The following is a 22,424-nucleotide window of genomic DNA, read 5'->3' on the forward strand; positions in this document are numbered from 1 at the left end:
TCCGTATAAGTCTTTGCATTGAGATATGTTTTCGGCTGGTTAGTAATTCTATGGAAAACAAATTTCAGTGATGCAAAGTAAATTGATTAAAAGGATATAAATGTTATTCTTTTGTAAGAATACCGGGAGGGAGGATAAAGGGTTAACTATTGCTTGTTCTTAGCGATAGCTTCATAGATCACATCCTGGATCCTCCCACGAATATTCATCTGGATTAGTTTGTCGGACCGGTTTGGATGTACCCTGTTGGAAAGAAATATGTAAATAAGATTATATTTCGGATCTACCCAGACACAAGTCCCTGTAAATCCAGTATGCCCATAAGTTTGGGGAGAGGCTAATTTTGATGGGAATCCTGATTTACTATTAGGGTCCCAGCGATCAAACCCAAGACCTCGTCTGCTAAGGGGTGATTGTTTTGTCGTAAATAAATCCACTGTCTCTGGCTTAAAATAATTTTTACCATTATAATTGCCACGATTGATCAGCATTTGAAACAGAACTCCCAGATCACCCGCATTTGAAAATAAGCCTGCATGGCCCGAAACCCCTCCTGCCAGGGCTGCTCCTTCATCATGAACATATCCCCTCAGTAAACTTTTCCGAAAGACAACATCATTCTCGGTTGGGATGATCTGACCCACAGTAAAACGATTCAATGGATTAAAACCTGTGTGCAACATTCCCAAAGGCTGGTAAAAATGCTCCTGAACATAATTCTCAAGTTTCTGCCCAGATTGTCTTTCAACAATTTCTTTAAGGATATACATGCTTAGGTCGCTGTAAGCATATTTTCCCTGGTCGGAAATGGGTGAATTAAGCATCCCCGGCCACATAACTTCCCTGAAATACCCTTTACGAAGAAAATAATTATCAGAAACCTTAGTTGGATATGCCGAGCTAGAATCTCTGCTATAATCCCTGGGTGACATCCTCAAATGAAATGGAATTTGTGGTACTAATCCAGCCTCATGCAGCAAAAGGTCCCGTACACGTATACGGTTCTTGTTCGTATTTCGTGCCTCGGTGAGGTATAGACCGACGTTGGCGTCAAGATCTAACTTCCCCAATTCATAAAGGCGCATTGCTGCAAGAGTGGTTGCAGAGATTTTGGTTAGCGAAGCAAGATCATAAATATCTGATGTTTGTGTAGGAGTTCGATCGGAGTAGGTATGCGTGCCATAGGCTTTATCAAAGACCACCCGGGCATCCTTTATGACCATTATTGTAATACTCGGGGCAGCTTTCTTTCTTATTGCTTCGTTGGCTATTTTGTCGATTTGCTTAAGAACGGTACTGTTTACCCCGGCCTCCTCGGGCTGTGAACTTTTCAATCTTGCAGCTTCTGGTTCAGGCCCTCTTCCATCCAGCGCCTGATCGTTATTTACTGGACTAGTTTCGGAGCTTTTAAAAGGCTGAACACAAGATGAACCAAATAATAGGATCAACAGGCTAACCTTGAAAAGAAATAGAATGGTCTTCATTTCCTGGAGTAAACCCCTTCACCATTAACAAAGGTTTTAAGGACCTTCACGTTGAAAAGTTTTTCGGCGTTTGTCTTCATAATATCCTCATCGAGGATTACAAAATCTGCAAACTTTCCTTTTTCAATGCTGCCCTTTTCCTTTTCTTCAAAATTTCCTTTTGCTGCCCAAATGGTCATTCCACGCAAAGCTTCCTCCCGGCTGAGAGCATTTTCAACCTGATAGCCTTTTGCAGGAAATCCCTTCATGTCTTTCCTAACTACCGCAGCATAAAACGTATACATCGGGTTAATATCCTCCACGGGGAAATCCGTCCCTAAAACGATCCAACCGTTCTGATCAAGCAATTGCTTAAATGCATAGGCACCTTTTACTCGGTCCGGGCCCAACCTATCGCCTGCCCAATACATATCTGATGTGGCATGAGTAGTTTGCACTGACGGAATAATATTATTCTCGCCGAAAAGCTTAAAATCTGCCTGATCTATAACCTGTGCGTGTTCGATCCTCCAACGGCGGTCGTTCTTTCCTTTTAGAACTTTTGCATAGACCTTCAATATTTCACGGTTGGCAGAATCTCCAATAGCGTGTGTATTCATTTGGAAACCCTGATCAGCTATTTTTTGAGCTATCTCTGCATAGTGTTGTTTATCACTTAAAAGAAATCCTGAAGAATTCGGCTTATCACTGTAAGGTTGCAGTAGGCGGGCCCCACGAGATCCGAGTGCACCATCAGCATAAACCTTAAATGAACTGACATTTAACCGTTCAGATTTAAAGGCTCCATTCTTGAACAAATAATCAAAATTCGCTTCATTATCATGCAGCATCCCATATATGCGCATTTTTAGCTGGTCCGATTTCTGCAATGTGTCGATTACCGGGATAAGCCGGTGATCAATGCCGCAATCTGTGACGGTTGTCAAACCGACTGCGAAACAGTTTTTCTGGGCATCCAGAAGTGATTCCTCCACTTGCTTTTGATTTGGATCAGGTATTTTAGAATAAACTAATCCTACTGCATTATCGACCAGTATCCCTGTCAGTTTCCCTCCAATAGTTTCCACCTCACCTCCGCTCACGAGTTGTCCGGGTTTAATACCGGCCAAATCTAATGCTGCCTTATTCGCTATCGCAGCATGGCCGTCTACACGTGATAAAATTACAGGTGTGGTAGGGAAAAGCTCGTTAAGTCTTTCGTTATCCGGAAACTCCTTAACTTTCCAATCATTTTGATCCCACCCTCTCCCAACGATCCATTCACTCTTATTATTCTTTGCAAAATCCTGGAGTTTAACTAAAATATCTTCCCAGCTTTTTGTACCTGTAAGGTCCGCATTTTGCAGCCCGCTCCCGTAATTATAGAAATGAGCATGCCCATCGATAAATCCGGGATATACCGCTTTACCTTCAGCATCAATCTTTTCCCCAGAATACTTCTTTAGCAACTCAGCTGAAGTTCCTACTTCTATGATCTTCCCGTCCTTGATCGCGAAAGCTTCGGCAACGGAAAAGCTATCGTCAACGGTATAGACCAGCGCATTGTGAACAATCAGATCAGCTTTCTGCTGAGATGCACAAGAAAACAACAAGGGAAGCAGAATAAATATTAAAGCTTTTTTCATAGGGACGGGACAATAGACTGTTATAAAATGTAAATATAGATTAGAAAAACAGAAAATCGGAAGTAGTTAATTCAAAGCTTATTATTTATATTTATTACCATGTTTTTTGCTTAGGCAGTAACATTTAAACGAATAACCAATCTAATATTGCGTCAAAAAATAATTTATTAACTAATTATGATTAAACAGAAAATAAAATCCGGGGTTAAATGCTTTGTTTTATTCCTGATTGTAGCAATTATAGGTATTCTAAGCTATGTAAGTTTTGCGCTTCCTGATGTAGGAGAACCAGAAGATATAAAAGTTGAAATCACCCCAACGCGAATTGAACGGGGATCATACCTCGCGAACAGTGTGGCAAGTTGCACTGATTGTCATTCAGAAAGAGATTGGAATAAATTTGCAGGTCCGCTGGTGGAGGGTTCTATTGGCAAAGGTGGCGAGGAATTTAATCAGGAATTTGGATTTCCCGGAAAATTCTATGCTAAAAACATAACTCCGTTTGCATTGAAGAATTGGACTGACGGTGAGATATTACGAGCTGTTGCCGCAGGTGTAAATAAAGACGGTAAAGCTTTATTCCCTTTGATGCCGCATCCAAATTTCGGTAAGCTGGACCGTGAAGATCTGTATTCTATCATCGCTTACTTGAGAACCCTTGTCCCAATAGAAAATGTGGTACCTGAATCGGATCCGGATTTCCCGATGAATTTCATTATAAATACCATCCCTCAGAAACCAGCATTTACGAAAATTCCTGACCCGGCAGACCAGGTTAAGTATGGTGCTTATATGTTCACGGCAGCATCGTGCGGAGACTGTCATACAAAAAAGATAGATGGGACACCCGTTGAAGGAATGCACTTAGCAGGAGGTTTTGAATTTCAAATGCCTCGTGGCGGAACAGCCCGCTCAGCCAACATCACACCGGATAAAGAAACCGGCATTGGAAGCTGGACCGAAGAAGCTTTCGTGCAACGGTTTAAAATATACTCTGACAGTGCTTACAAACCTATAGAAGTTAAGGATGGAGAGTTCAATACTATAATGCCCTGGACCCGTTATACAACAATGAAAACTGAGGATCTGAAAGCAATCTATGCTTATTTGAGAACTGTAAAACCAGTAAAAAACCAGGTTACAAAGTTTAGTGGGGAGTGATAATTGTTGAAAATCCCTGTCCAGTTACACCGTACGAAAGATTAAAACACCTTATCTTTAGACTTTGAAAAAATGTAAGCAATTGGTGATTGAGAAATCGGGGCCTGGCCTACATCAATATGCTTAGTTTTCATTGATCAATCATAAAGAAAAGGAACAGTTTGTCTGATATTATACAGCTTTTACCTGATTCAGTAGCGAATCAGATCGCTGCCGGAGAAGTAGTTCAAAGACCAGCGTCGGCTTTGAAGGAGCTGATTGAAAATGCAATTGATTCGGGTGCTGATAAGATACAGATCATCATCAAAGATGCCGGCAAATCTCTCATCCAGGTAATTGACAATGGTTGTGGGATGAGCATGACTGATGCACGCATGTGCTTCGAACGACACGCAACTTCAAAGATCCGTAAGGCAGAAGACCTCTTTGCTATCAGGACAATGGGATTCCGGGGTGAAGCAATGGCGTCGATCGCTGCTATTGCACAAGTAGAACTGAAAAGCCGGCGGTATGAAGATGAGCTTGGAACCTGCATAAGAATAGAAGGATCCGAGATCATTAGCCAGGAGCCTGTCTCTGCTATGCCTGGAACCAGTATAAGTGTCAAAAATTTATTTTATAATACACCAGCCAGGAGGAATTTCCTGAAAGGAAATCCCGTGGAAATGCGCCATATTAACGACGAGTTTCAGCGCGTCGCATTAGCAAATCCTGAAGTGTTCTTTACTCTTCACCACGATGGTAACGAAGTCTATCATTTACCTGCAGGAAGTTTAAAACAACGTCTGATTCATCTGTTTGGAAATGCTTATAACCAGAAGCTGGTGCCCGTTGAGGAGACCACGAGCATTATAGGATTAAAGGGGTACATTGGTAAACCCGAATTCGCGAAGAAAACACGCGGAGAACAATTCTTCTTCGTCAATAACCGGTATATCCGAGATCCCTACCTTAACCACGCCGTGCTCAATGCATATGAGGAAGTTTTATCACCCGACAGTTTTCCCCTATATGTACTTTTCATTGATATAGATCCTTCCAAAATAGATATCAATGTTCATCCTACAAAAACAGAAATTAAATACCAGGATGAGAAGGCTATTTATGCAATTATTCGTTCTGCTGTAAAGCGTTCATTAGGCAAATATAATATCAGTCCAACCCTGGATTTTAATCAGGAGACTGGGTTTAGTCAAATGATCACACAAAAAGCACATGAGGATATCATTCCGCCGCAGATTGCCTTTAATCCTGATTTTAACCCCTTCACGGCAGCGAAAAACGAACGGGAGTTACCCTTTCTAAGAAATTCAGGAGAGGAACGAAAAAGCGTCACCAAAAATTGGGGATCTTTATATGAGATCGTTCAGCCTGATCCAAAACAGAAGACCTTTGAACTTCCGGGAAATCGTAACATTGAAATTGGCGATCAGAATATCCAAGCGACAAGCAAACAAATATTTCAACTGCATAATCGTTTTATTATATCTCAGATCAAATCTGGATTTATGCTGATAGACCAGCAGTCGGCGCACGAACGCATTCTTTATGAACGCTTTGCACAGCAACTGGAAAGCAGGCAGGGCGCCAGCCAGCAGAGCTTATTTCCGCAGACGGTAACTTTAAATGGATCAGACTTTGAACTGGTGAAAGATCTTTTACCCGATATACAGTCGCTAGGATTCCAGATCAGGGAGTTTGGCAAAAATACGCTGATCATTGAAGGTATTCCCGCCGATATCGGGCCCAATATTAGTGAACTGGCGATGCTGGAACACCTGATTGAAGGTTTCAAAAATAATCAGAGTGCATTAAAGTTAAATAAGCGGGACAGTCTTGCCCGTGCATTGGCCAGGAACACATCGATAAAATCAGGTGTTGCACTTTCTTCTGACGAAATGAACACGCTGATTGACGAACTTTTTGCATGTGAAATGCCAAATATATCACTTAGCGGACGGCCCATAATAAGTACATTTACACTAGAAGAATTAATACAAAGATTTGAGAAATAGCCTGAAGCTGAGTTATGAATCCATTAGCTAATATCCCGCCGGTCGTCAAAAACCTGCTTATAATAAACGTCATCTTCTATATCGCTATGATGATGTTTGGTGCCCAGGGTATGACCACACTGCTTGGAGTGCACTATTTTGACAGCCCCGACTTTCGAATCTGGCAAGTGGTGACGTATATGTTTATGCATAGTTACGAATCGCTGTTTCACATTATGTTCAACATGTTCGCACTGTACTCCTTTGGAACTGCTCTGGAGTATGTAATGGGTTCGAAACGGTTCCTGAACTTCTACCTTCTTACGGGCCTTGGTGCGCTTGCTTTACAGATGGTTGTGCAGGCTTTTGAGGTTTATAGCATTACCGGCAGTATTGTCAATGACGGATCTTTCATAATCGATAGTGCAAAAAGAACGATCAGTTTCCCTGACTCAATGGACCCTCAGCAGGCAACCAAACTTTTGGGGATATACCTCTCGTCTATGGTTGGCGCATCGGGAGCAGTATTTGGCCTACTGATTGCTTTTGTTATGCTTTTCCCGAACGTTGAGTTAATGATCATGTTTATTCCGGTTCCTGTTAAAGCTAAATACATTGTTCCAGCGTATATATTATTGGAGCTTTTCCTGGGGGTAAAGCAAATCGAAGGCGACTCAGTAGCGCACTACGCGCATTTGGGGGGAGCTTTATTTGGTTTTATCTTAGTAAAATTATGGGGCCTGCGCCGCAACGATCGTTTTTATGAATAGATCCGTATTTAATGAACTATATTACAAAGTATTCCAATCGGGAAGCCCTCTGTATCTTTTTATTGGGCTGAATGTTATTATTTTCCTGGCCATTAATCTGCTGGCGGTCGGCGAGTTCTTAACTAATGGAAGCGGGTCAGCAGCAAACTGGCTGCAATTACAGCTTTCAATGCCCGCAACATTTGAATTGCTGCTTTATAAATTCTGGACGATTATTACTTACATGTTTACGCAAAGTGGATTTTTCCATTTGCTATTCAATATGCTTTGGCTTTACTGGTTGGGCATTATCTTTCTGGATTTTCTTAACAAGCGGCAATTCATCTTCACCTATCTCGCAGGCGGTATTATGGGGGCCATATTCTATCTGCTTGCCTACAATTTTATACCTGTATTTAGCGGAGCGGCTGAGCGATCAATCCTTCTGGGATCATCAGCCAGCGTAATGGCGGTTGTATTTGCGGCAGCAACACTTGTCCCGGATTTTACCATCCGATTACTGTTCTTAGGGGGTGTAAAATTAAAATACCTTGCGCTAGCATACTTTGTGCTTAACATCATCGGTATTAGCTCCCAGGATGCAGGAGGCAGCATTGCTCATATCGGCGGTGCTTTTATGGGTTTCATTTATATTCGGCAATTAAAGGGCGGCAGAGATCTTAGCAATGTGCTTAAGCGCAGGAGCAAGCTTAAGGTTGTGAAAAATAAAAACACGCCGCCAGCACCAGCCAACATGCCAAATCAGGAAATTATTGATGGTATCCTAGATAAGATTTCCCAGTCCGGTTATGATAGTTTAACAAAATTGGAGAAGGAGCAATTATTTAAAGCAAGCAAAAAATAATGCGCAAAATAAAGAAGCGACCAGGCCTGAACGTATTTAACAAACTCATACTTGCTGCAAATATTGTAGCTGTGATTTGCCTGCTGATCGCATACCTTTCGTCGTATATCAATCCCAATACCTTTTGGCCGGTGGCATTTTTCGGCCTCGCGTATCCGGCGATTTTACTGGTAAATATTCTTTTCATTATTTATTGGCTCGTAAGTCGCCCGATGTATGCCCTCCTTTCATTCATGAGTATTGTTATCGGATGGAATGTTTTGACGAATTACATTGGCTTCCGCGAAAGTTCTGCCATCATGGTACCGAAGTCGTCGCAAAGCTTTATTCGCGTTTTAACGTACAACGTTCACAACTTCAAGCAATTCGGCGACAAGAACGATAAATTCACTAAGGACCAGATCCTGGATATTATCCGGAAAGAGCAGCCTGACGTGCTGTGCTTTCAGGAATTCTTTACCCGACAACGTGGCGAATACAATTTCAAGAAGCTTATACCTGAGATTTTACAAAGCAGACATTTTTTTTTCAAACCAACCATCGATAATGGCTATGAAGCAATAGGCACAGCCATATTCTCTAAATATCCAATCGTAAATACCGGAAAAGTTCTGTTTTCAAAAACCATGACGGGCAATGAAGCGGTTTATGCAGATATACGAGTTGGAGAAAATATTATACGGGTTTACAATGTGCACTTTCAATCCATAAGTTTCCAGCCGGAAGATTATCAGTATCTGAAAAAGGTAAAAAAGGATATTGACACGGATGTTGAATCTTCCGTCAAGATTGGAAGCCGTTTAAAACACGCTTTTATAAAACGCGCTAATCAGGTAAAATTACTTCGTTCACATGCCGACAGCTGTAAAACGCCATTCGTAATTGCAGGTGACTTCAACGACACCCCGATATCATATACTGCACGAACTATTTTCAAAGGCTTACAAAACGGATTCGACAAAAAGGGCAGCGGATTCGGAATAACCTACAATGGCGCATTCCCAAACTTCCAAATTGATTATATCGTCGCATCCCCCGAATTTACAGTCAAGAACTACTTGATCGTAAAGAAAAAATTATCTGATCACTATCCGGTCAGAACTGATTTGGAATTAAAATAAGCCATCAGTATCTCAAAAATCGATTTTCAATATTTAAGTTTGCACCATGGATAGCAATCTGGTCATTTATAATACCCTCACACGAACTAAAGAAAAGTTCGAGCCCGTAAACCCGCCCTTAGTTGGCTTGTATGTTTGCGGGCCAACCGTTTATAGTGATGTCCATTTGGGTAATTGCCGGACCTTTGTTTCGTTTGACCTAATCTACCGCTACCTGATGCATTCGGGCTATAAAGTTCGTTATGTAAGAAACATTACCGATGCCGGTCACCTTGAGGGTGATATGGATGAGGGTGATGATAAATTTGCTAAGAAAGCGAAACTTGAGCAGTTGGAACCCATGGAAATTGTACAAAAATACACCATCGGTTTTCATGATGTGATGCGGCTTTTCAATTCTTTACCTCCGGGAATTGAACCCACCGCTACTGGTCATATCATCGAGCAGATTGAGATGATAAAACAAATTCTTGCAAATGGATACGCTTACGAAGTAAACGGCACGGTTTATTTTGATGTCGAGAAATATTGCAAAGAATATAATTATACAATTCTGACTAACAGGCAACTTGATGATCTGCTTGAAAACACCCGTGAACTTGGCGGGCAGAATGAGAAACGCGGCAGGCTGGATTTTGCCCTTTGGATTAAAGCTAAACCCGAACATATTATGAGATGGCCTTCGCCCTGGGGAGTTGGCTTCCCGGGATGGCATATCGAATGTTCTGCAATGAGCAGTAAATATCTTGGTGATAGCTTCGATATCCACGGCGGAGGAATGGATCTGGCAGCTACGCACCACACGAATGAAATTGCACAGTCTCAAGCCTGTAATCATGTACAGCCGGCAAAATATTGGATGCATACAAACATGCTTACCGTAAATGGTGCCAGAATGTCGAAATCGAAAGGCAACGGCTTTTTACCAGGCGAGTTATTTTCCGGCAACCACGAGTTGCTCAGCCGCGGATTCTCGCCAATGTCGGTCAGGTTCTTTATGCTTCAGGCTCACTACAGGAGTACTTTGGATTTTTCCAATGAAGCTCTTGAGGCATCTGATAAGGGTTTTAAGCGGCTTATGAATGCATATGGGCTTCTGGATAAATTGATTCCGTCAAGCCATTCGAGTATTGAGATCGGTGAGCTTTCTAAACGTTGTTATGCTGCTATGGATGACGATTTCAACAGTCCGGTACTTATTGCAGAACTATTTGAAGCCGTCCATTTAATTAATAGCATTTATGATGGTAAAGCTTCGGCAACAAGCTCTGACATTGATGGCCTGAAAAAACTGATGAATGATTTTGTGCTGGACGTGCTTGGCTTAAAAGAGGAAAATCACCAGACGGATGATCTGGGCAAGCTCATGGATTTTATTATCGGCCTGCGCTCTGAAGCTAAGTCAAATAAGGACTACACTACATCTGATAAGATCCGGATTGGTTTGAATTCTCTTGGAATTCAATTAAAGGATAATAAGGAGAACGTGACGACCTGGAATAAAATTTAGGTGAAAGAGGAAGGATGAAAGGTGAAATATCTCCTTTCACCTTTCATTTACTTAATGCTATCATAATAAAGAACCACCTTTGCCAGATCTGTGTCGTCCTTAACATTAAGTTTATTATCCTGAATATATGACTCAAGCTTGTCGGAGTTTGGCAGGGCCGCTAGTAATGCTTTTTTGTCTTTCTTGAATTTTATCAACTGTCCGTTAACCACTACATAATAGGCAGGGGTTTCTACAATGGATTTGACTGCAGTTGAAGAGTTATACGCTCGGTGTTCCACGATATTCTTTTTGGGATCTTTTAATAGTATTGTACCTCCATCATAAAGTACCTCATAAAAATATTTGTCAGAATTATTATCAGTAGCTTTAAAACCGCTTCTGAATATTCTAAAAGCATTGTTGTTGCCTATAATTTTAAACTCAGCGATCGGGTCGGCAAAACCGAGACTTTTCCCGGATTTATCCTGGAAGATCAATTCCCCGGTAACTTGATCATATTTTAAAGACATATCCTTGTAGCTGGATCCTGAAGCCATTTTTACAATTCCCAGCGACCAATTATCCAACAGATATGGGCTGCCTTTTACATCAGTATAAGTTTTTTCGAGAACCGTCTTTGCTCTGAAATCTTCAGTATACTGTGCAGACGCGAAATTTATATTTGTCGCGAAGAGGAAACAGAAAATAATGGACGAATAAAATAATTTTAACATCGAATTTTGTTTAAAAAGGTAAGTAGATAAATATACACCCACAAAGACTTAAACCCAAAAGATGACGTAATATTATGGCATCATTAATGTCTATGAGAATAAAATTTTGGAATAAATGAAATCGTTCAATATTATAATTACCCTGGCGGTTATAATTACTACCAATTGTTTTGGACAAACCACTAATGGCAAGGTCAGCTCACTGGTGGCGGCAGAGAATTATTTTGCAGCAATAGTAAAGGAAGAAGGCCTGCGCGAAGGGTTTCTTAAAGTATCAGATAGAGAAACAGTCGTCTTCAGACCCAGTCCTGTAAAAGCCGAAGAGTTCTACGATAAAAAACAGATCGACCCGGGAGTACTTAGCTGGGAACCTGCTTTTGCCAGAATTTCCAGAAGTGGTACCTGGGGATTTACCACAGGGCCATATGTGTATACGACCAATACTGATGGGTCAAAATCATACGGGCAATATTTCTCAGTCTGGCGTGCTAATAACAAAGGCGTGTGGAAACTTGCACTGGACATTGGAACCCCACATTCCAAACCTTCCAAAGAGCCAAATCTCGATTTCACTGACCCGGAGAATGTGAGATTTTTCCGTCAAATTTCACCAACCAGGTTAAAACAGCGTGAGGATATGATTATGGCATCCGATAAACTCCTCGCAAGTGCCCTTAAAAAAAGCACTGTCCTGGGCTATGATACCTTCCTTGGCGATGATGCCCGTCTAATTTTCCCGGGTGTCGAACCGATCGTTGGAAAAGAAAATATCACCAAGTTTTTGATAGAAAAAAACGTAAATATTTTTAGTGAGCCAATTGATGCCGACCGCTCTATTGGAAGTGACCTCGCTTATAGCTATGGGTCTGCGCAGGTTACCCAGAATGATAAAACTTCTAAATATAACTATGTAAGAGTGTGGGAGTCGCAGGAAGGATTTAAATGGAATATTATATTGGAGTTATTTTCACCGGCTGAATGAAACTAAGTTTTAAGTCGTAGGTTGTAAGTCTCTTTCATTGCGCCAGAAGTGTTACATTAGTACATCTCAATTCTCAACTTACAATTTGAAACTCCTATGAGCAGCCCCAAAAACTACCGAAACCTCCTTGAAGCCGTCGACGGATTACGCAGCAGAGGATACGATTACGATTTTAACTATGAGAATGCCTGCCTTTTCTGCGATAAGATTGGCGAGAAATTTACTGCCAGCGATCTTAAAATAACCGAATATTACCGCTTCGAGGGAATGAGCGATCCGGAAGATAACTCAGTCATCTATGCAATTGAAAGCAAGGATGGGCACAAGGGTATTATGATCGATGCGTACGGTCCTTATGCCGACGAACATAAAAACGCTTTTATTTCGAATATAGAAGTCGTAGAAAACTAATGGAGTTTTGATATGCGTTTGCACACCGCCTATCGCATCCTAAGCTTATCCGGTCTTTATTCGGGCGTAAGGTAACACACACTACGTATAACTAAAGAAGGTTACTAATAAGCTTTTCTGTACTTATCCCTTCAGCTTCAGCTTTATAATTACGGACTATCCTGTGCCGTAGAATGGACTCTGCAACTGCCTTTACATCCTCTTTGTCCGGGGAATATTTACCAGTGATCGCTGCATGACATTTTGCACCAAGAACCAGGAACTGAGACGCTCTGGGACCTGCGCCCCAGCTTAAAAACTTATTTACATCATCGGTAGCTGAGCTTGTTCCGGGCCGTGTTTTTGCAGCTAGCGAGACCGCGTATTCAAGGACATGATCAGTGATTGGGATATTCCTCACCAATTGCTGGAAATAGCTTATCTCCGACGAATTCAATACTTTCTTCAATGATACATCACGGTTTGCTGTCGTATTTTTGACAACCTGTAACTCCTGCTCAAATGTAGGATATGTTAGCGATACATTAAACATAAAACGGTCCAGTTGTGCCTCAGGCAGGGGATATGTTCCTTCCTGTTCAATTGGGTTTTGTGTTGCGAGGACGAAAAATGGCTGTGGAAGTTTATGAGTTTTACCGCCTACAGTTACTACTTTCTCCTGCATGGCTTCAAGTAAAGCTGCCTGCGTTTTAGGTGGTGTACGGTTTATCTCATCAGCAAGAATAATGTTTGAAAACACCGGGCCTTTAATAAATTTGAAAGACCTGTCTTCACCGAGTATCTCAGATCCGATAATGTCTGATGGCATCAGATCGGGTGTAAACTGAATTCGATTGTAGCTTAAATCAAGCACCTGGGCAACTGTTTGCACCAGGAGTGTCTTTGCCAACCCCGGCACACCTACAAGCAGGCAGTGTCCATTGCTAAATATCGAAATTAGTACTGACTTAACAACCTCGTCCTGTCCGACAATAACCTGTGCGATTTCGTCTCTGATTTCTTTATAGGAACTATGTAATGCATCTACGGCTTCTACATCGGTTGCGTAAGTCTTCATTCTGTCAATTTTGAGCTGTGGTCCATGTGGATATTTCGGGGCAGGTTTGAAACTCGGAATCTATTTTAATATATGTGATCTTTCTCCGCTTTTCGAACCACTCGCTTATTGTACGATTTGTTTTGTCTTCAAAAGCCACCTCTTTAATTTTCGGGAAATCCTGGTCAAGGTTTGCCTGATGCGGACCCGTTTTCGATTTTAGTAAAAGAAACCGATATCCTTGCCTTCCATCAGCGGCCGTAAATAATACGGGTTGAGAAATTGACCCGGCTTTCATTGTATCAATTGTCAGAAAAATTGCAGGATCCAGTTTATCTGTAGGTATAAAAGTTGTACGACTCTGAACATTTTCTGCGTTCAGCATCATTCCCCCATTATATTTTGTATCGTTATTGTCTGAATACAATGATGCAGCAGTACCGAAATCCACGGCCTTTTTAACTACACTATTGTAAACACTATCGATATGAACTTTAGCACGGTCGAGACTTGCCTGAACCGGTTCAGTTTTGATCAGGATATGACGTACGCGCACCTGCTCTCCACGTCGTTCGATTAATTGCAGAACATGGAACCCAAATTCAGTTTCAATAACCTGCGATAGTTCTCCAGGTTTTAATTTGAAAGCTGTCGCTGCAAATTCCTTTACCAAACTGCCCCTATCCATAAATCCAAGGTCGCCGCCTTCTGCTGCTGATCCCGGGTCTTGAGAATACAAACGGGCGAGCGTTGAAAAATCTTCACCACCCTTCACTCGAAGCCTCAAAGCTTCTGCTTTATCGCGAAAGGCTTCCTTCTCCAGTTTATTCATTTTTGGATACACAACAACTTCACCAATCTCAACCTCGGTATTGAAAAAGGGAAGACTGTCTTTAGGAATCGCATCAAAATAGCGCTTAACCTCCAATGGCGTTACAGCCACGTTTTCTGTGATCTTTGCCTGCATTTTGTTTGCAATAAGCATCTCCTTAATATCCGGCCTAATCTCATCTTTATATTGAATAAGCGAACGGTTCAGGAATTGCTCCAAGCGCTCCTGTCCACCAGCCCGGGCGATGCTGCTACGCAAACGGCGATCAATCTCATTATCTACATCATCTTCAGTAACGGCGATCGAGTCAATGATTGCCTGCTGACCAAGGATTTTCTGCGAAATTAATCCCTGCAGAATTTCACATCGCACATTTGGATTGTCCGGATTTCCCTGTGACAGGTATTGGGCATATTGCATATCAATTTCTGACTGCAAAATAATTGAGCTACCGATAACAGCTACAACTTTATCTAATGATTTTTTGGTACTCGGCGAGGTGGTTTGCGCGTCAACCTGCGCGAGGCTAATAAACAGTAATCCAACTATTATCCCTAAGGTCTTTCTCATTTCTAGTATTCTCATTCTCTTAAAGCAGAGTTATTCTGCGTATTTATTCGTTAGGTTGCCAGTTTTCCGTTGCCAGTTCAAAGTCTGAAAGACTAATCGATTAGCCTGAAAACTATTAACTGACAAGGTGCTGCCCTTGTTAACCCGTTCAAAAACAATAGCCAGCCCAGGGGACCAGCTCACGGATCAATTCCGCAAAATTATCAGATAATATTCATTAATCAATGATTTAAAAAAATAGGCCAATTTCCGGCGTATTTGATTTCATAGCTAACGTTTAATTCTGTCGAGATGATATCCCAATATAAATAATCAGAAAGGGTTTTTTAGTACCAGAACGGAATTGTTACTATGCAACGGTCACCGATTGTTTATCATTTTACTGAATCGCCTCTAAGGTAACCTTTTCAAAAATAAGCGTGTCCCATTTAACTAATTTTAACAGATGCTTTGTTAAGTTTGCAGCAGACCTGAAATACGCTATAGAAAGATGGGAAAGCTGATCACTCATAACGCAAATGCGCTGCGATTTCTGATGACCGAAGATATTTATGATCTCGGCGATGCTTTAGATTCTGCTACTCCACAGCCGGCTCCTATCACAATTTTAACCAATGAAGATAGAAAGTTACCTTTGGTGGAAGATATCCCGGCAGAAATGAAGCCTTTAAGCTTCGATTATCTGGGCGAGAACAACAGGTATTTCCTCGTTATCGTTGATGATAAAACTCATCCAAGCCTCAACTCAACACACAAAGAGATGCTCATGAAGATCATGGCGGCTAAAAAGCTTGAACTTAGGGATCTTGCTATACTTAACTTCGCGAAGTACCCGAATTCAACATTCAGCGACCTCAAAGATTTTTTCAGCTGTAACAGAATTACTCTTTTTGGAATAGATCCTCAAAGGCTAGGATTACCAGCAATTGGCGCAAACCAACCCGCTAGGCATGAGGATGTTAAAGTCTTGGCGACCTTCGGACTTGAAGAGATGAGCAGTAATACGGATAAGAAAAGAGAATTCTGGAACGTAATGAAAGATTTTTGATGGAATTGGTGTTTGCAAGTAATAATCAGCATAAAGTGGATGAGATCCAGGCAATTGCCGGGAATCAATTTATTCTAAAAAGCCTGAACGATATTTCTTGCTTCGACGATATCCCCGAAACAGGGCGGACATTTGAAGCTAATGCCGGGCAAAAGAGCCGCTTTATTTATAATCGTTACCATGTGAATTGTTTTGGCGATGACTCGGGACTGGAAATAGACAAACTTAATGGCGAACCTGGTGTGGACTCAGCACACTATTCAGGAAGCCGGGATTTCGGTAAAAACATGGATCTGGTACTTTCAAAGCTAGGGAATACCCCCAATCGAAGCGCAAGATTCAGGACAGTAATATCACTGATTCTGAATGGCAAAGAACATCTTTTTGAAGGTGCAATCGAAGGCCATATCACTACCTCAATTTCCGGATCGAAGGGATTTGGTTATGACCCCATTTTTATCCCTAATAATTATGATGTCACATTTGCAGAAATGGATGCTGCAGAGAAGAATCGTATAAGCCATCGGGCGATAGCAGTGAAGAAGATGATTGATTTTCTGAGCAGCTAAATGCCGAGATTGCTTCATCAAAGCATTTCGCAATCACATGCGGGCAAATTGTCATTGTGAATGAACCGCGGCAATTCCCTCGAAGAATGCGTCGTAGGAATTTCATACAACAAAAATTACACACGATACAATTGCGAGGCTGCAACTCTGCAGAATAGCGAAGCGGGCAATTTAGTTGCTCTTGTTTTTAGTAGCAGAAGCTACAGGAACCGGCTTCTTTACCGGCACTGTCTTAGCTGGAACTGTCTTTGACGGCGCAGTTTTAACAGGCTGAGTTTTTACGGGGCTCTTCGGACTGCTTTCCTTCTTAGCCAATTGAGGTATGATTTCCTCTTTCGACTTCGGCCGATCTTTCGGTTTCCAGATAAATCCTTTTAGAATTTTATCCTCTTCGGTAAGCTTGTCCATAGGTTTCGTTGAGGCCTGAACAGCCCGGATAAAATTTATTCCCTGGAGTTTACCATCTGCAAAATTCATTTTTATCCGGCTACTGACCTGATGATTTAAGCCAACATAAGCTGAATCGTCCTTAACATAGTATACACTTTCAGCGTTCCCATCAACAAATAATTGGTTAAGCTTATTGTCTTTGAAATAGCCTGTAATCACCTTGCCCTTAATTTGATTAAAGGTTGTTGAATCTGCATCCTCAGAATTCACAATGAAACTATTATGCTGTAGCAGCATATTATTCAGTTTCTTGTTCTTCATTTGAAGATAGATTGTATCACCGGTCAGCTGTGAACCCTGGGCCCATAAAATTGGGTTAAAATAGCATCGTACGGTCGAATCTGAGTAACTGAAAAACATAGAGTCCGCCCTAGCTTGCAAATCCGACTTGAATATCTTGGCATTATGATAGGCTATCACAATCCTGTTTCTTGCCGTATCACCTGGAATAGAATCAGCCTTTGCCGTCTGGACTGGTTCTGCCGCTACTTTACCCCCCTTAATTGGCGGAACTGGAGTTTTCTTAGCCGGCGCGGATTTAGAGTTGTTATTCTTTGATGTTAGCGTTGTAGTTTTATTTTTAGCATCAGGTGGGGGCGCTGCTTTTTTGTCAACACCTACAGGAACAACACGCTTCGAAGTATCCTGCAAAGCAGGCGGTCTTGCAAGTGTATCAGTTGACGAGGGTAAATTTGTCGCGGGCGGTTTGACCACCGCAACCGGGTCTGGAGCCGAAAGTTCGGTGTCAGTTTTAAGCTCATCCTTTTTATAGGGTAGGACGTCCCGCGTAAAAACGACCTTGCTAAAAAGAGTATCCGCGGTATACCAGATCGAATCTACCTTTGACGAATCCGATTGTGTAATTATCACCACATACGGATTTTTTGTGACAAGTATACTTTCATCCGACTTTCGGTAAAGACCGACTCCTCCTCTCAACTCCGCCTTTTCTGCGGTATCAATGAATGTAATATTTCCAATGGCCCTGCCAAAGCCGGCTTTCCGGTCGTAAAACAAACTGTCGCCTTTTAGCGACTTGCTTCCTTGTGTATAAAGATTTTTCTTGCCAAAACGGGCCTGATCATTCGAGGTATTGTACGTTCCATTTTCCGTGTAAAGGGTGTCGTCTTTACCATAGATATTCGTTGGCCCGTAAAAATATGCAATCTTAGAACTGGCATTATAGCGTAATGTATCGGTTTTAATAAGCGCATCCGGGGAAGTCAGCACAACATTATACCTAAAGTAAGCATCGCGTGTTGACTCAAAATAATATCCGTTTTTGCTTGTCAGTACGTTGTTACCGTTAACAATCTTACCTCCGCCAGTATAAGTGCCAACCTTGGTGCCCATATTATACGTTAACAAAGGCGTAGTTAGGACAGCGTCTTTGTCAATCATGCGAACATTATTGGTCAGTATTGCCAGCTTCGTACCGCCATTATAATTGAGCAGGTCCGCATAAATGACTGTACCTGATGGTTGGGTGATAACAACATGCCCAAATGCGTCGAATACATTTGATTCAAAATTTACGTCAGCGCTATCCGCCGCCAGAGTTGAGCCGTCATGTTCGAAAACAGGACCAATAACCCTGGCGAAACCCTCTTTCTGAAAGCCTTTTGTTTTTAAAGAACTGCGAAGTTGAATCTTAGTACCTTGCGCTACTGCAGCTAAGGATAAAACAGAAAGCAACACAGAAAAAATGATTTTCCTCACCTTACAAAAATAGTTTTTTGGCTAAGGATTTTAATTAAATAATTTTGAGCTGATGGATGCCCTTAACCGCCTCATTCTTTTTATCAAACAACATGCCCTTTTCCTTCCTGAAGACCGCATTTTGCTTGCTGTAAGCAGCGGCCGCGACTCTATAGTCATGGCACATTTGTTTAACGAAGCGGGCTTCAAGTTTGGTATTGCACATTGCAATTTCAATTTAAGGGGAAAGGAGTCCAGCAAAGATGAACAATTTACTTTCGACCTGGCGTCCACGCTAAATGTGCCATTTTTCTCCACAACTTTTGACACTGCTGAATATGCAAAGCAAAATCACATTTCTATCCAGATGGCAGCACGAGATCTGCGTTACCAATGGCTGGAAGAGATCAGGGAGGAATTTGGTTTTAATTATATTGCCATCGCTCAGCATCAGAATGACGTGATCGAGACCATGTTGCTTAACCTCACCCGTGGAACAGGCATCGCCGGTATGCATGGTATCCTGCCCAAAAAAGTCAGGATCATCAGGCCCCTACTTTTCCTTTCCAGAGATGAGATAGATCAGATAGTTCAGGAGCAAAACCTAAAATTTCGGGAGGACAGTTCGAACAGCTCCACTAAATATGCCCGAAACAAGATACGCCTGAATGTCATTCCTGTTCTCAAAGAACTAAATCCCTCACTGGAGCAAACTTTCGAAGCCAACAGGAAGCGATTTGAAGAATTGGAGATTATTTTCGAAAAACGAATTAATGAAATCAAAGCTGATCTGTTTAAAGAGAGCAGCAAAAATGAATATGAAATTAGCCTGCCAGGCTTAAAGGCTCTCGATCCCGTCGATACCCTTCTCTACGGGCTCTTCCACTCCTACGGGTTTACGCAACCAGTACTCACTGATTTCAAAAATTCATGGAATGGAGTACCAGGGAAAATATTCAGTTCAGGGTCGTATGATCTAAACCTGGACAGGAATAGAGTTCTTCTGACTAAAGCGAAAACCCGGATTCAGAATCAGATATTAATAACACACACTGATGTTTCATTTCAATGGGGCGACAAAAATTACAAAGGCAGTTCAATGTTATCAGAAAATTATTCATTAAGAATGGATCCTCTTGTCGCGCAACTGGATTTCGAACTCCTGCAATTTCCCCTCGCTTTTCGTAATTGGCAGGATGGTGATCGCTTCCAGCCACTTGGGGTGAATGGCAAGAAGAAACTTAGTGATTTCTTCATTGAACAAAAAATTCCGTTGAGCCGTAAAAAGGAAATTGGCATACTTCAGAATGGCAATGGCGACATCGTTTGGATTGCCGGTTTGCGTATTGATGAGCGGTATAAAATTACAGCTAAGACCAAAAAAGTTTTTATCTTCGAACAATACACCTGAACATGCAGAATTCGCCTGTCTTTATTGAAAAGCAGTATCTCGGCCGTGATTACAGCCGGATAAGTGTCAGGCTTGTGCTTGCTCTTTTCTGTTTTGCAGCCTATTTTATAACTGAAAGAAGGGAACAAAATGCTGCTCTTTTCCTTGTTGTAGGATGCGGCATTCTCATTGTTTCAGTGATCATGATGTTCCTGCTTCATTTCAAAACCACAGTACAAAATAAAAGCATTGTGCTGGATGGTTTGTGGACAACTAAAATGGTAAAGATAGATCTCAACGGTATCGTTAAAGTTGAACGGACCGCATATAGCTCATACATCATCAATAACCCGGTTTATAATCTGCACCAAAAAGGAACAGTCCGCTTTTACGCCGGCGGCAAGGACGCTGTCAAGCTTACCGACCGTGATGGACTTTTATACGTGATTGGCACCCAGTGTCCGACAGAACTGGAGCAAAGTATTAAAGAGCAGATGAAGAAAAGTTGACAATTGAAAGTTGACAGTTGCCCGGCTTAGCGCCCTATAAACTTGTCTAGACCCTATTTGACGCTTTGCTGATTCTGATATGGTTACCAACTCGGAAAATAGCTGTCAACTTTCAACTCTCTACTCCCAACTCAATATTTATTTCTTCAACCCAATCTCCCTCAGCCTCTCATCCAGATATTCACCAGCAGTGATATCATCATAAGCTTTAGGATGCTCACTATCGATACAAGAATCTAGTGCTGTCAAATCCATATCCGCTTTCGGATGAAGGAAGAATGGCACAGAGAACCGGGAAGTTTTCATTAGTTCGCGCGGGGGATTTACAACCCGATGTGTAGTGGATTTCAGTTTGTTATTTGTTAGTCGCTGCAGCATATCTCCAACATTCACCACAATATCTTCTACATTGGCTTTTACAGGATACCAAGTACCATCGCGTGTCAGCACTTCAAGTCCGTCGGCGCTTGCACCAATTAAAAGCGTAATCAGGTTAATGTCTTCATGAGCTCCTGCACGTACTGCATCTGTAGGCAAACTTTCCGGATCCTCTATCGGAAAATAATGAATACCCCTTAATATTGAGTTGCCGTTATGAACTTTATCATCAAAATAATTTTCAGGCAGATTAAGGTATACCGCAATAGCATGTAATAAATGCTTACCTGCTGTTTCAAGACGCTGATACACTTCACGAGTGATCTCATTAAAGCGCGGAAGCTCTTCCACCTCAACATTATCAGGATATTCGTCTTTTATCGGGTCGCCATCGCTAACAACCTGACCACTTTGCCAGAATTCCTTTAAATCCGGAGTTTTAGAATCCTTTGCCTTTTCTCTGCCCTTGCTTGTATAACCGCGCTGACCAGCCAGCTCTGCTTTCTCATATTTTAATTTCTGATCATCAGGCATACTGAAAAACTTCTTAACTTCAGAGTAAAGTTCGTCCATCAGTTCTTTAGTCATCCCATGATTGGCGATGGTTACAAAACCTGTTTCATTAAATGCTTTACCGATATTATCAGAAAATTGCTTTTTCTGTTCTGGTGTCCCCTTAACATAATCGTTAAGATCCAGGCGCGGGATGTTCACTTCTGTTGACATAATTAGTTAGTTTGAATACCAACTAATATACGCTCAATTGTGAATAAGCGGAAAAAATAGTGGGGGGAATTAAAATAATTAGCTGTCTATCAATAGGCTACGTTATTAACATAAATTACGTAACGCCAAAAATAAAAGTAAAACAGAAGTAAAGCGAAGATTTAATACTTACAACCTAAACCTTATCCCTTAAATTTATTTATTTAAAACGCTCGCTACAATCTTTTCCAACTCTTCGATATCAAATGGCTTGGCAAGAAAGTTATCGGCACCCGCAACCCGCGCCAATGCTTTAACATCATTGTTTGCAGAGAAATAAATGATTGGAATTTTGCTTAAAGAAGGAGTGCTTTTAATTGCTTGAGTAGCTTTTATACCTCCCATATCCGGAATCCAGTTATCCATCAGGATAATGTCCGGCATAATTTCTTCAACCGTTTCGACTATATTTTTGCAATGGTTTCGGGTATGGACATTCCATCCATTTTCTTCAAGTATATACGTACAGATGGACAGTATATCCTCATCATCATCACAAATTAATATCTTCTTATCCATATATAATAAATTAACCTAAAAGCAATTACGGCTGCGCATTAA

General features: G+C 41.5%; 20 protein-coding genes. 12 read left to right on the forward strand and 8 right to left on the reverse strand.

Annotation, left to right across the window (positions count from 1 at the left end):
• Nucleotides 1-146: 146 nt before the first annotated feature.
• Together B5X60_RS09440 and B5X60_RS09445 are read right to left on the reverse strand one after the other, a co-directional pair.
• Entirely contained in the window at nucleotides 147-1,484 is a 1,338-nt protein-coding gene (locus B5X60_RS09440; RefSeq protein WP_079702448.1) for a serine hydrolase domain-containing protein, read from the reverse strand.
• Nucleotides 1,481-3,109 carry an amidohydrolase gene (locus B5X60_RS09445; protein ID WP_079702449.1) on the reverse strand — a complete coding sequence of 543 codons (1,629 nt, stop codon included), beginning with the start codon at nucleotides 3,107-3,109 and terminating at the stop codon, nucleotides 1,481-1,483. The genes B5X60_RS09440 and B5X60_RS09445 overlap by 4 nt, the downstream gene beginning before the upstream one ends.
• 177 nt (nucleotides 3,110-3,286) lie before the next feature.
• Between B5X60_RS09445 and B5X60_RS09450 the strand changes: the two genes are divergently transcribed.
• The 6 genes from B5X60_RS09450 to cysS all read left to right on the forward strand — a co-directional run bounded on the left by B5X60_RS09450 (nucleotide 3,287) and on the right by cysS (nucleotide 10,509).
• The gene (locus tag B5X60_RS09450) at nucleotides 3,287-4,270 is read left to right on the forward strand and encodes a c-type cytochrome (RefSeq protein WP_079702450.1); all 984 of its coding nucleotides are present in this window, start codon (nucleotides 3,287-3,289) and stop codon (nucleotides 4,268-4,270) included.
• 161 nt (nucleotides 4,271-4,431) lie between these two features.
• Nucleotides 4,432-6,285 (forward strand): DNA mismatch repair endonuclease MutL, encoded by a 1,854-nt coding sequence (mutL, locus tag B5X60_RS09455; protein ID WP_079702451.1) that lies wholly within the window; start codon nucleotides 4,432-4,434, stop codon nucleotides 6,283-6,285.
• A 14-nt stretch (nucleotides 6,286-6,299) separates the two neighbouring features.
• Nucleotides 6,300-7,034 carry a rhomboid family intramembrane serine protease gene (locus tag B5X60_RS09460; protein ID WP_079702452.1) on the forward strand — a complete coding sequence of 245 codons (735 nt, stop codon included), beginning with the start codon at nucleotides 6,300-6,302 and terminating at the stop codon, nucleotides 7,032-7,034.
• The gene (locus B5X60_RS09465) at nucleotides 7,027-7,878 is read left to right on the forward strand and encodes a rhomboid family intramembrane serine protease (RefSeq protein ID WP_079702453.1); all 852 of its coding nucleotides are present in this window, start codon (nucleotides 7,027-7,029) and stop codon (nucleotides 7,876-7,878) included. Before B5X60_RS09460 ends, B5X60_RS09465 begins: the two co-directional genes overlap by 8 nt.
• On the forward strand, nucleotides 7,878-8,999 hold the full coding sequence (locus B5X60_RS09470) for an endonuclease/exonuclease/phosphatase family protein (protein WP_079702454.1): 1,122 nt from the start codon (nucleotides 7,878-7,880) through the stop codon (nucleotides 8,997-8,999). Before B5X60_RS09465 ends, B5X60_RS09470 begins: the two co-directional genes overlap by 1 nt.
• Before the next feature lie 46 nt (nucleotides 9,000-9,045).
• Nucleotides 9,046-10,509 carry a cysteine--tRNA ligase gene (gene cysS / locus B5X60_RS09475; RefSeq protein WP_079702455.1) on the forward strand — a complete coding sequence of 488 codons (1,464 nt, stop codon included), beginning with the start codon at nucleotides 9,046-9,048 and terminating at the stop codon, nucleotides 10,507-10,509.
• Nucleotides 10,510-10,556: 47 nt separating this feature from the next.
• Here the strand turns inward: cysS and B5X60_RS09480 are convergent, their stop codons facing one another.
• Nucleotides 10,557-11,225, reverse strand: coding sequence for a hypothetical protein (locus tag B5X60_RS09480; protein WP_079702456.1), 669 nt, complete (start codon nucleotides 11,223-11,225; stop codon nucleotides 10,557-10,559).
• Nucleotides 11,226-11,340: 115 nt separating this feature from the next.
• Here B5X60_RS09480 and B5X60_RS09485 point away from each other — a divergent pair, with 115 nt between their 5' ends.
• Entirely contained in the window at nucleotides 11,341-12,207 is an 867-nt protein-coding gene (locus B5X60_RS09485; RefSeq protein WP_079702457.1) for a Cif family virulence factor, read from the forward strand.
• A gap of 96 nt (nucleotides 12,208-12,303) precedes the next feature.
• The gene (locus tag B5X60_RS09490) at nucleotides 12,304-12,618 is read left to right on the forward strand and encodes a phosphoribosylpyrophosphate synthetase (RefSeq protein ID WP_079702458.1); all 315 of its coding nucleotides are present in this window, start codon (nucleotides 12,304-12,306) and stop codon (nucleotides 12,616-12,618) included.
• Nucleotides 12,619-12,709: 91 nt separating this feature from the next.
• On the opposite strand, the gene B5X60_RS09495 is transcribed toward B5X60_RS09490, so the two are convergent.
• Both B5X60_RS09495 and B5X60_RS09500 read right to left on the reverse strand, forming a co-directional pair.
• Nucleotides 12,710-13,675 (reverse strand): AAA family ATPase, encoded by a 966-nt coding sequence (locus tag B5X60_RS09495; RefSeq protein ID WP_079702459.1) that lies wholly within the window; start codon nucleotides 13,673-13,675, stop codon nucleotides 12,710-12,712.
• A gap of 4 nt (nucleotides 13,676-13,679) precedes the next feature.
• On the reverse strand, nucleotides 13,680-15,071 hold the full coding sequence (locus B5X60_RS09500; protein WP_317043749.1) for a peptidylprolyl isomerase: 1,392 nt from the start codon (nucleotides 15,069-15,071) through the stop codon (nucleotides 13,680-13,682).
• Nucleotides 15,072-15,546: 475 nt separating this feature from the next.
• Here B5X60_RS09500 and B5X60_RS09505 point away from each other — a divergent pair, with 475 nt between their 5' ends.
• Together B5X60_RS09505 and rdgB are read left to right on the forward strand one after the other, a co-directional pair.
• Entirely contained in the window at nucleotides 15,547-16,104 is a 558-nt protein-coding gene (locus B5X60_RS09505) for a hypothetical protein (protein WP_079702461.1), read from the forward strand.
• Entirely contained in the window at nucleotides 16,101-16,673 is a 573-nt protein-coding gene (gene rdgB, locus B5X60_RS09510; protein WP_221406234.1) for an RdgB/HAM1 family non-canonical purine NTP pyrophosphatase, read from the forward strand. The genes B5X60_RS09505 and rdgB overlap by 4 nt, the downstream gene beginning before the upstream one ends.
• Nucleotides 16,674-16,844: 171 nt before the next feature.
• Here rdgB and B5X60_RS09515 read toward each other — a convergent pair whose 3' ends face one another.
• The gene (locus B5X60_RS09515) at nucleotides 16,845-18,842 is read right to left on the reverse strand and encodes an OstA-like protein (RefSeq protein ID WP_079702463.1); all 1,998 of its coding nucleotides are present in this window, start codon (nucleotides 18,840-18,842) and stop codon (nucleotides 16,845-16,847) included.
• 52 nt (nucleotides 18,843-18,894) lie between these two features.
• Between B5X60_RS09515 and tilS the strand changes: the two genes are divergently transcribed.
• Both tilS and B5X60_RS09525 read left to right on the forward strand, forming a co-directional pair.
• A complete protein-coding gene (gene tilS, locus B5X60_RS09520) occupies nucleotides 18,895-20,232 on the forward strand; it encodes a tRNA lysidine(34) synthetase TilS (RefSeq protein ID WP_079702464.1) in 1,338 nt (445 codons plus the stop codon).
• A 2-nt stretch (nucleotides 20,233-20,234) separates the two neighbouring features.
• Nucleotides 20,235-20,720: a hypothetical protein gene (locus B5X60_RS09525; RefSeq protein WP_139377433.1), complete on the forward strand. Its 486-nt coding sequence runs from the start codon at nucleotides 20,235-20,237 to the stop codon at nucleotides 20,718-20,720.
• Between the two features lie 138 nt (nucleotides 20,721-20,858).
• Here B5X60_RS09525 and B5X60_RS09530 read toward each other — a convergent pair whose 3' ends face one another.
• Nucleotides 20,859-21,824, reverse strand: coding sequence for an isopenicillin N synthase family dioxygenase (locus B5X60_RS09530; protein ID WP_079702466.1), 966 nt, complete (start codon nucleotides 21,822-21,824; stop codon nucleotides 20,859-20,861).
• Between the two features lie 195 nt (nucleotides 21,825-22,019).
• Nucleotides 22,020-22,382, reverse strand: a complete 363-nt coding sequence (locus B5X60_RS09535; RefSeq protein ID WP_079702467.1) for a response regulator — start codon at nucleotides 22,380-22,382, stop codon at nucleotides 22,020-22,022.
• Between the last annotated feature and the right edge of the window lie 42 nt (nucleotides 22,383-22,424).

It is taken from the genome of Daejeonella lutea (assembly GCF_900168015.1).
GTDB lineage: Bacteria > Bacteroidota > Bacteroidia > Sphingobacteriales > Sphingobacteriaceae > Daejeonella > Daejeonella lutea.

Coding starts and splice junctions, on each gene's coding strand:
- B5X60_RS09440 (WP_079702448.1), bottom strand. CDS start 1,484: ATGAAGACCATTCTATTTCTTTTCAAGGTTAGCCTGTTGATCCTATTA.
- B5X60_RS09445 (WP_079702449.1), bottom strand. CDS start 3,109: ATGAAAAAAGCTTTAATATTTATTCTGCTTCCCTTGTTGTTTTCTTGT.
- B5X60_RS09450 (WP_079702450.1), top strand. CDS start 3,287: ATGATTAAACAGAAAATAAAATCCGGGGTTAAATGCTTTGTTTTATTC.
- B5X60_RS09460 (WP_079702452.1), top strand. CDS start 6,300: ATGAATCCATTAGCTAATATCCCGCCGGTCGTCAAAAACCTGCTTATA.
- B5X60_RS09465 (WP_079702453.1), top strand. CDS start 7,027: ATGAATAGATCCGTATTTAATGAACTATATTACAAAGTATTCCAATCG.
- B5X60_RS09470 (WP_079702454.1), top strand. CDS start 7,878: ATGCGCAAAATAAAGAAGCGACCAGGCCTGAACGTATTTAACAAACTC.
- cysS (WP_079702455.1), top strand. CDS start 9,046: ATGGATAGCAATCTGGTCATTTATAATACCCTCACACGAACTAAAGAA.
- B5X60_RS09480 (WP_079702456.1), bottom strand. CDS start 11,225: ATGTTAAAATTATTTTATTCGTCCATTATTTTCTGTTTCCTCTTCGCG.
- B5X60_RS09485 (WP_079702457.1), top strand. CDS start 11,341: ATGAAATCGTTCAATATTATAATTACCCTGGCGGTTATAATTACTACC.
- B5X60_RS09490 (WP_079702458.1), top strand. CDS start 12,304: ATGAGCAGCCCCAAAAACTACCGAAACCTCCTTGAAGCCGTCGACGGA.
- B5X60_RS09495 (WP_079702459.1), bottom strand. CDS start 13,675: ATGAAGACTTACGCAACCGATGTAGAAGCCGTAGATGCATTACATAGT.
- B5X60_RS09500 (WP_317043749.1), bottom strand. CDS start 15,071: ATGAGAATACTAGAAATGAGAAAGACCTTAGGGATAATAGTTGGATTA.
- B5X60_RS09505 (WP_079702461.1), top strand. CDS start 15,547: ATGGGAAAGCTGATCACTCATAACGCAAATGCGCTGCGATTTCTGATG.
- tilS (WP_079702464.1), top strand. CDS start 18,895: ATGGATGCCCTTAACCGCCTCATTCTTTTTATCAAACAACATGCCCTT.
- B5X60_RS09525 (WP_139377433.1), top strand. CDS start 20,235: ATGCAGAATTCGCCTGTCTTTATTGAAAAGCAGTATCTCGGCCGTGAT.
- B5X60_RS09530 (WP_079702466.1), bottom strand. CDS start 21,824: ATGTCAACAGAAGTGAACATCCCGCGCCTGGATCTTAACGATTATGTT.
- B5X60_RS09535 (WP_079702467.1), bottom strand. CDS start 22,382: ATGGATAAGAAGATATTAATTTGTGATGATGATGAGGATATACTGTCC.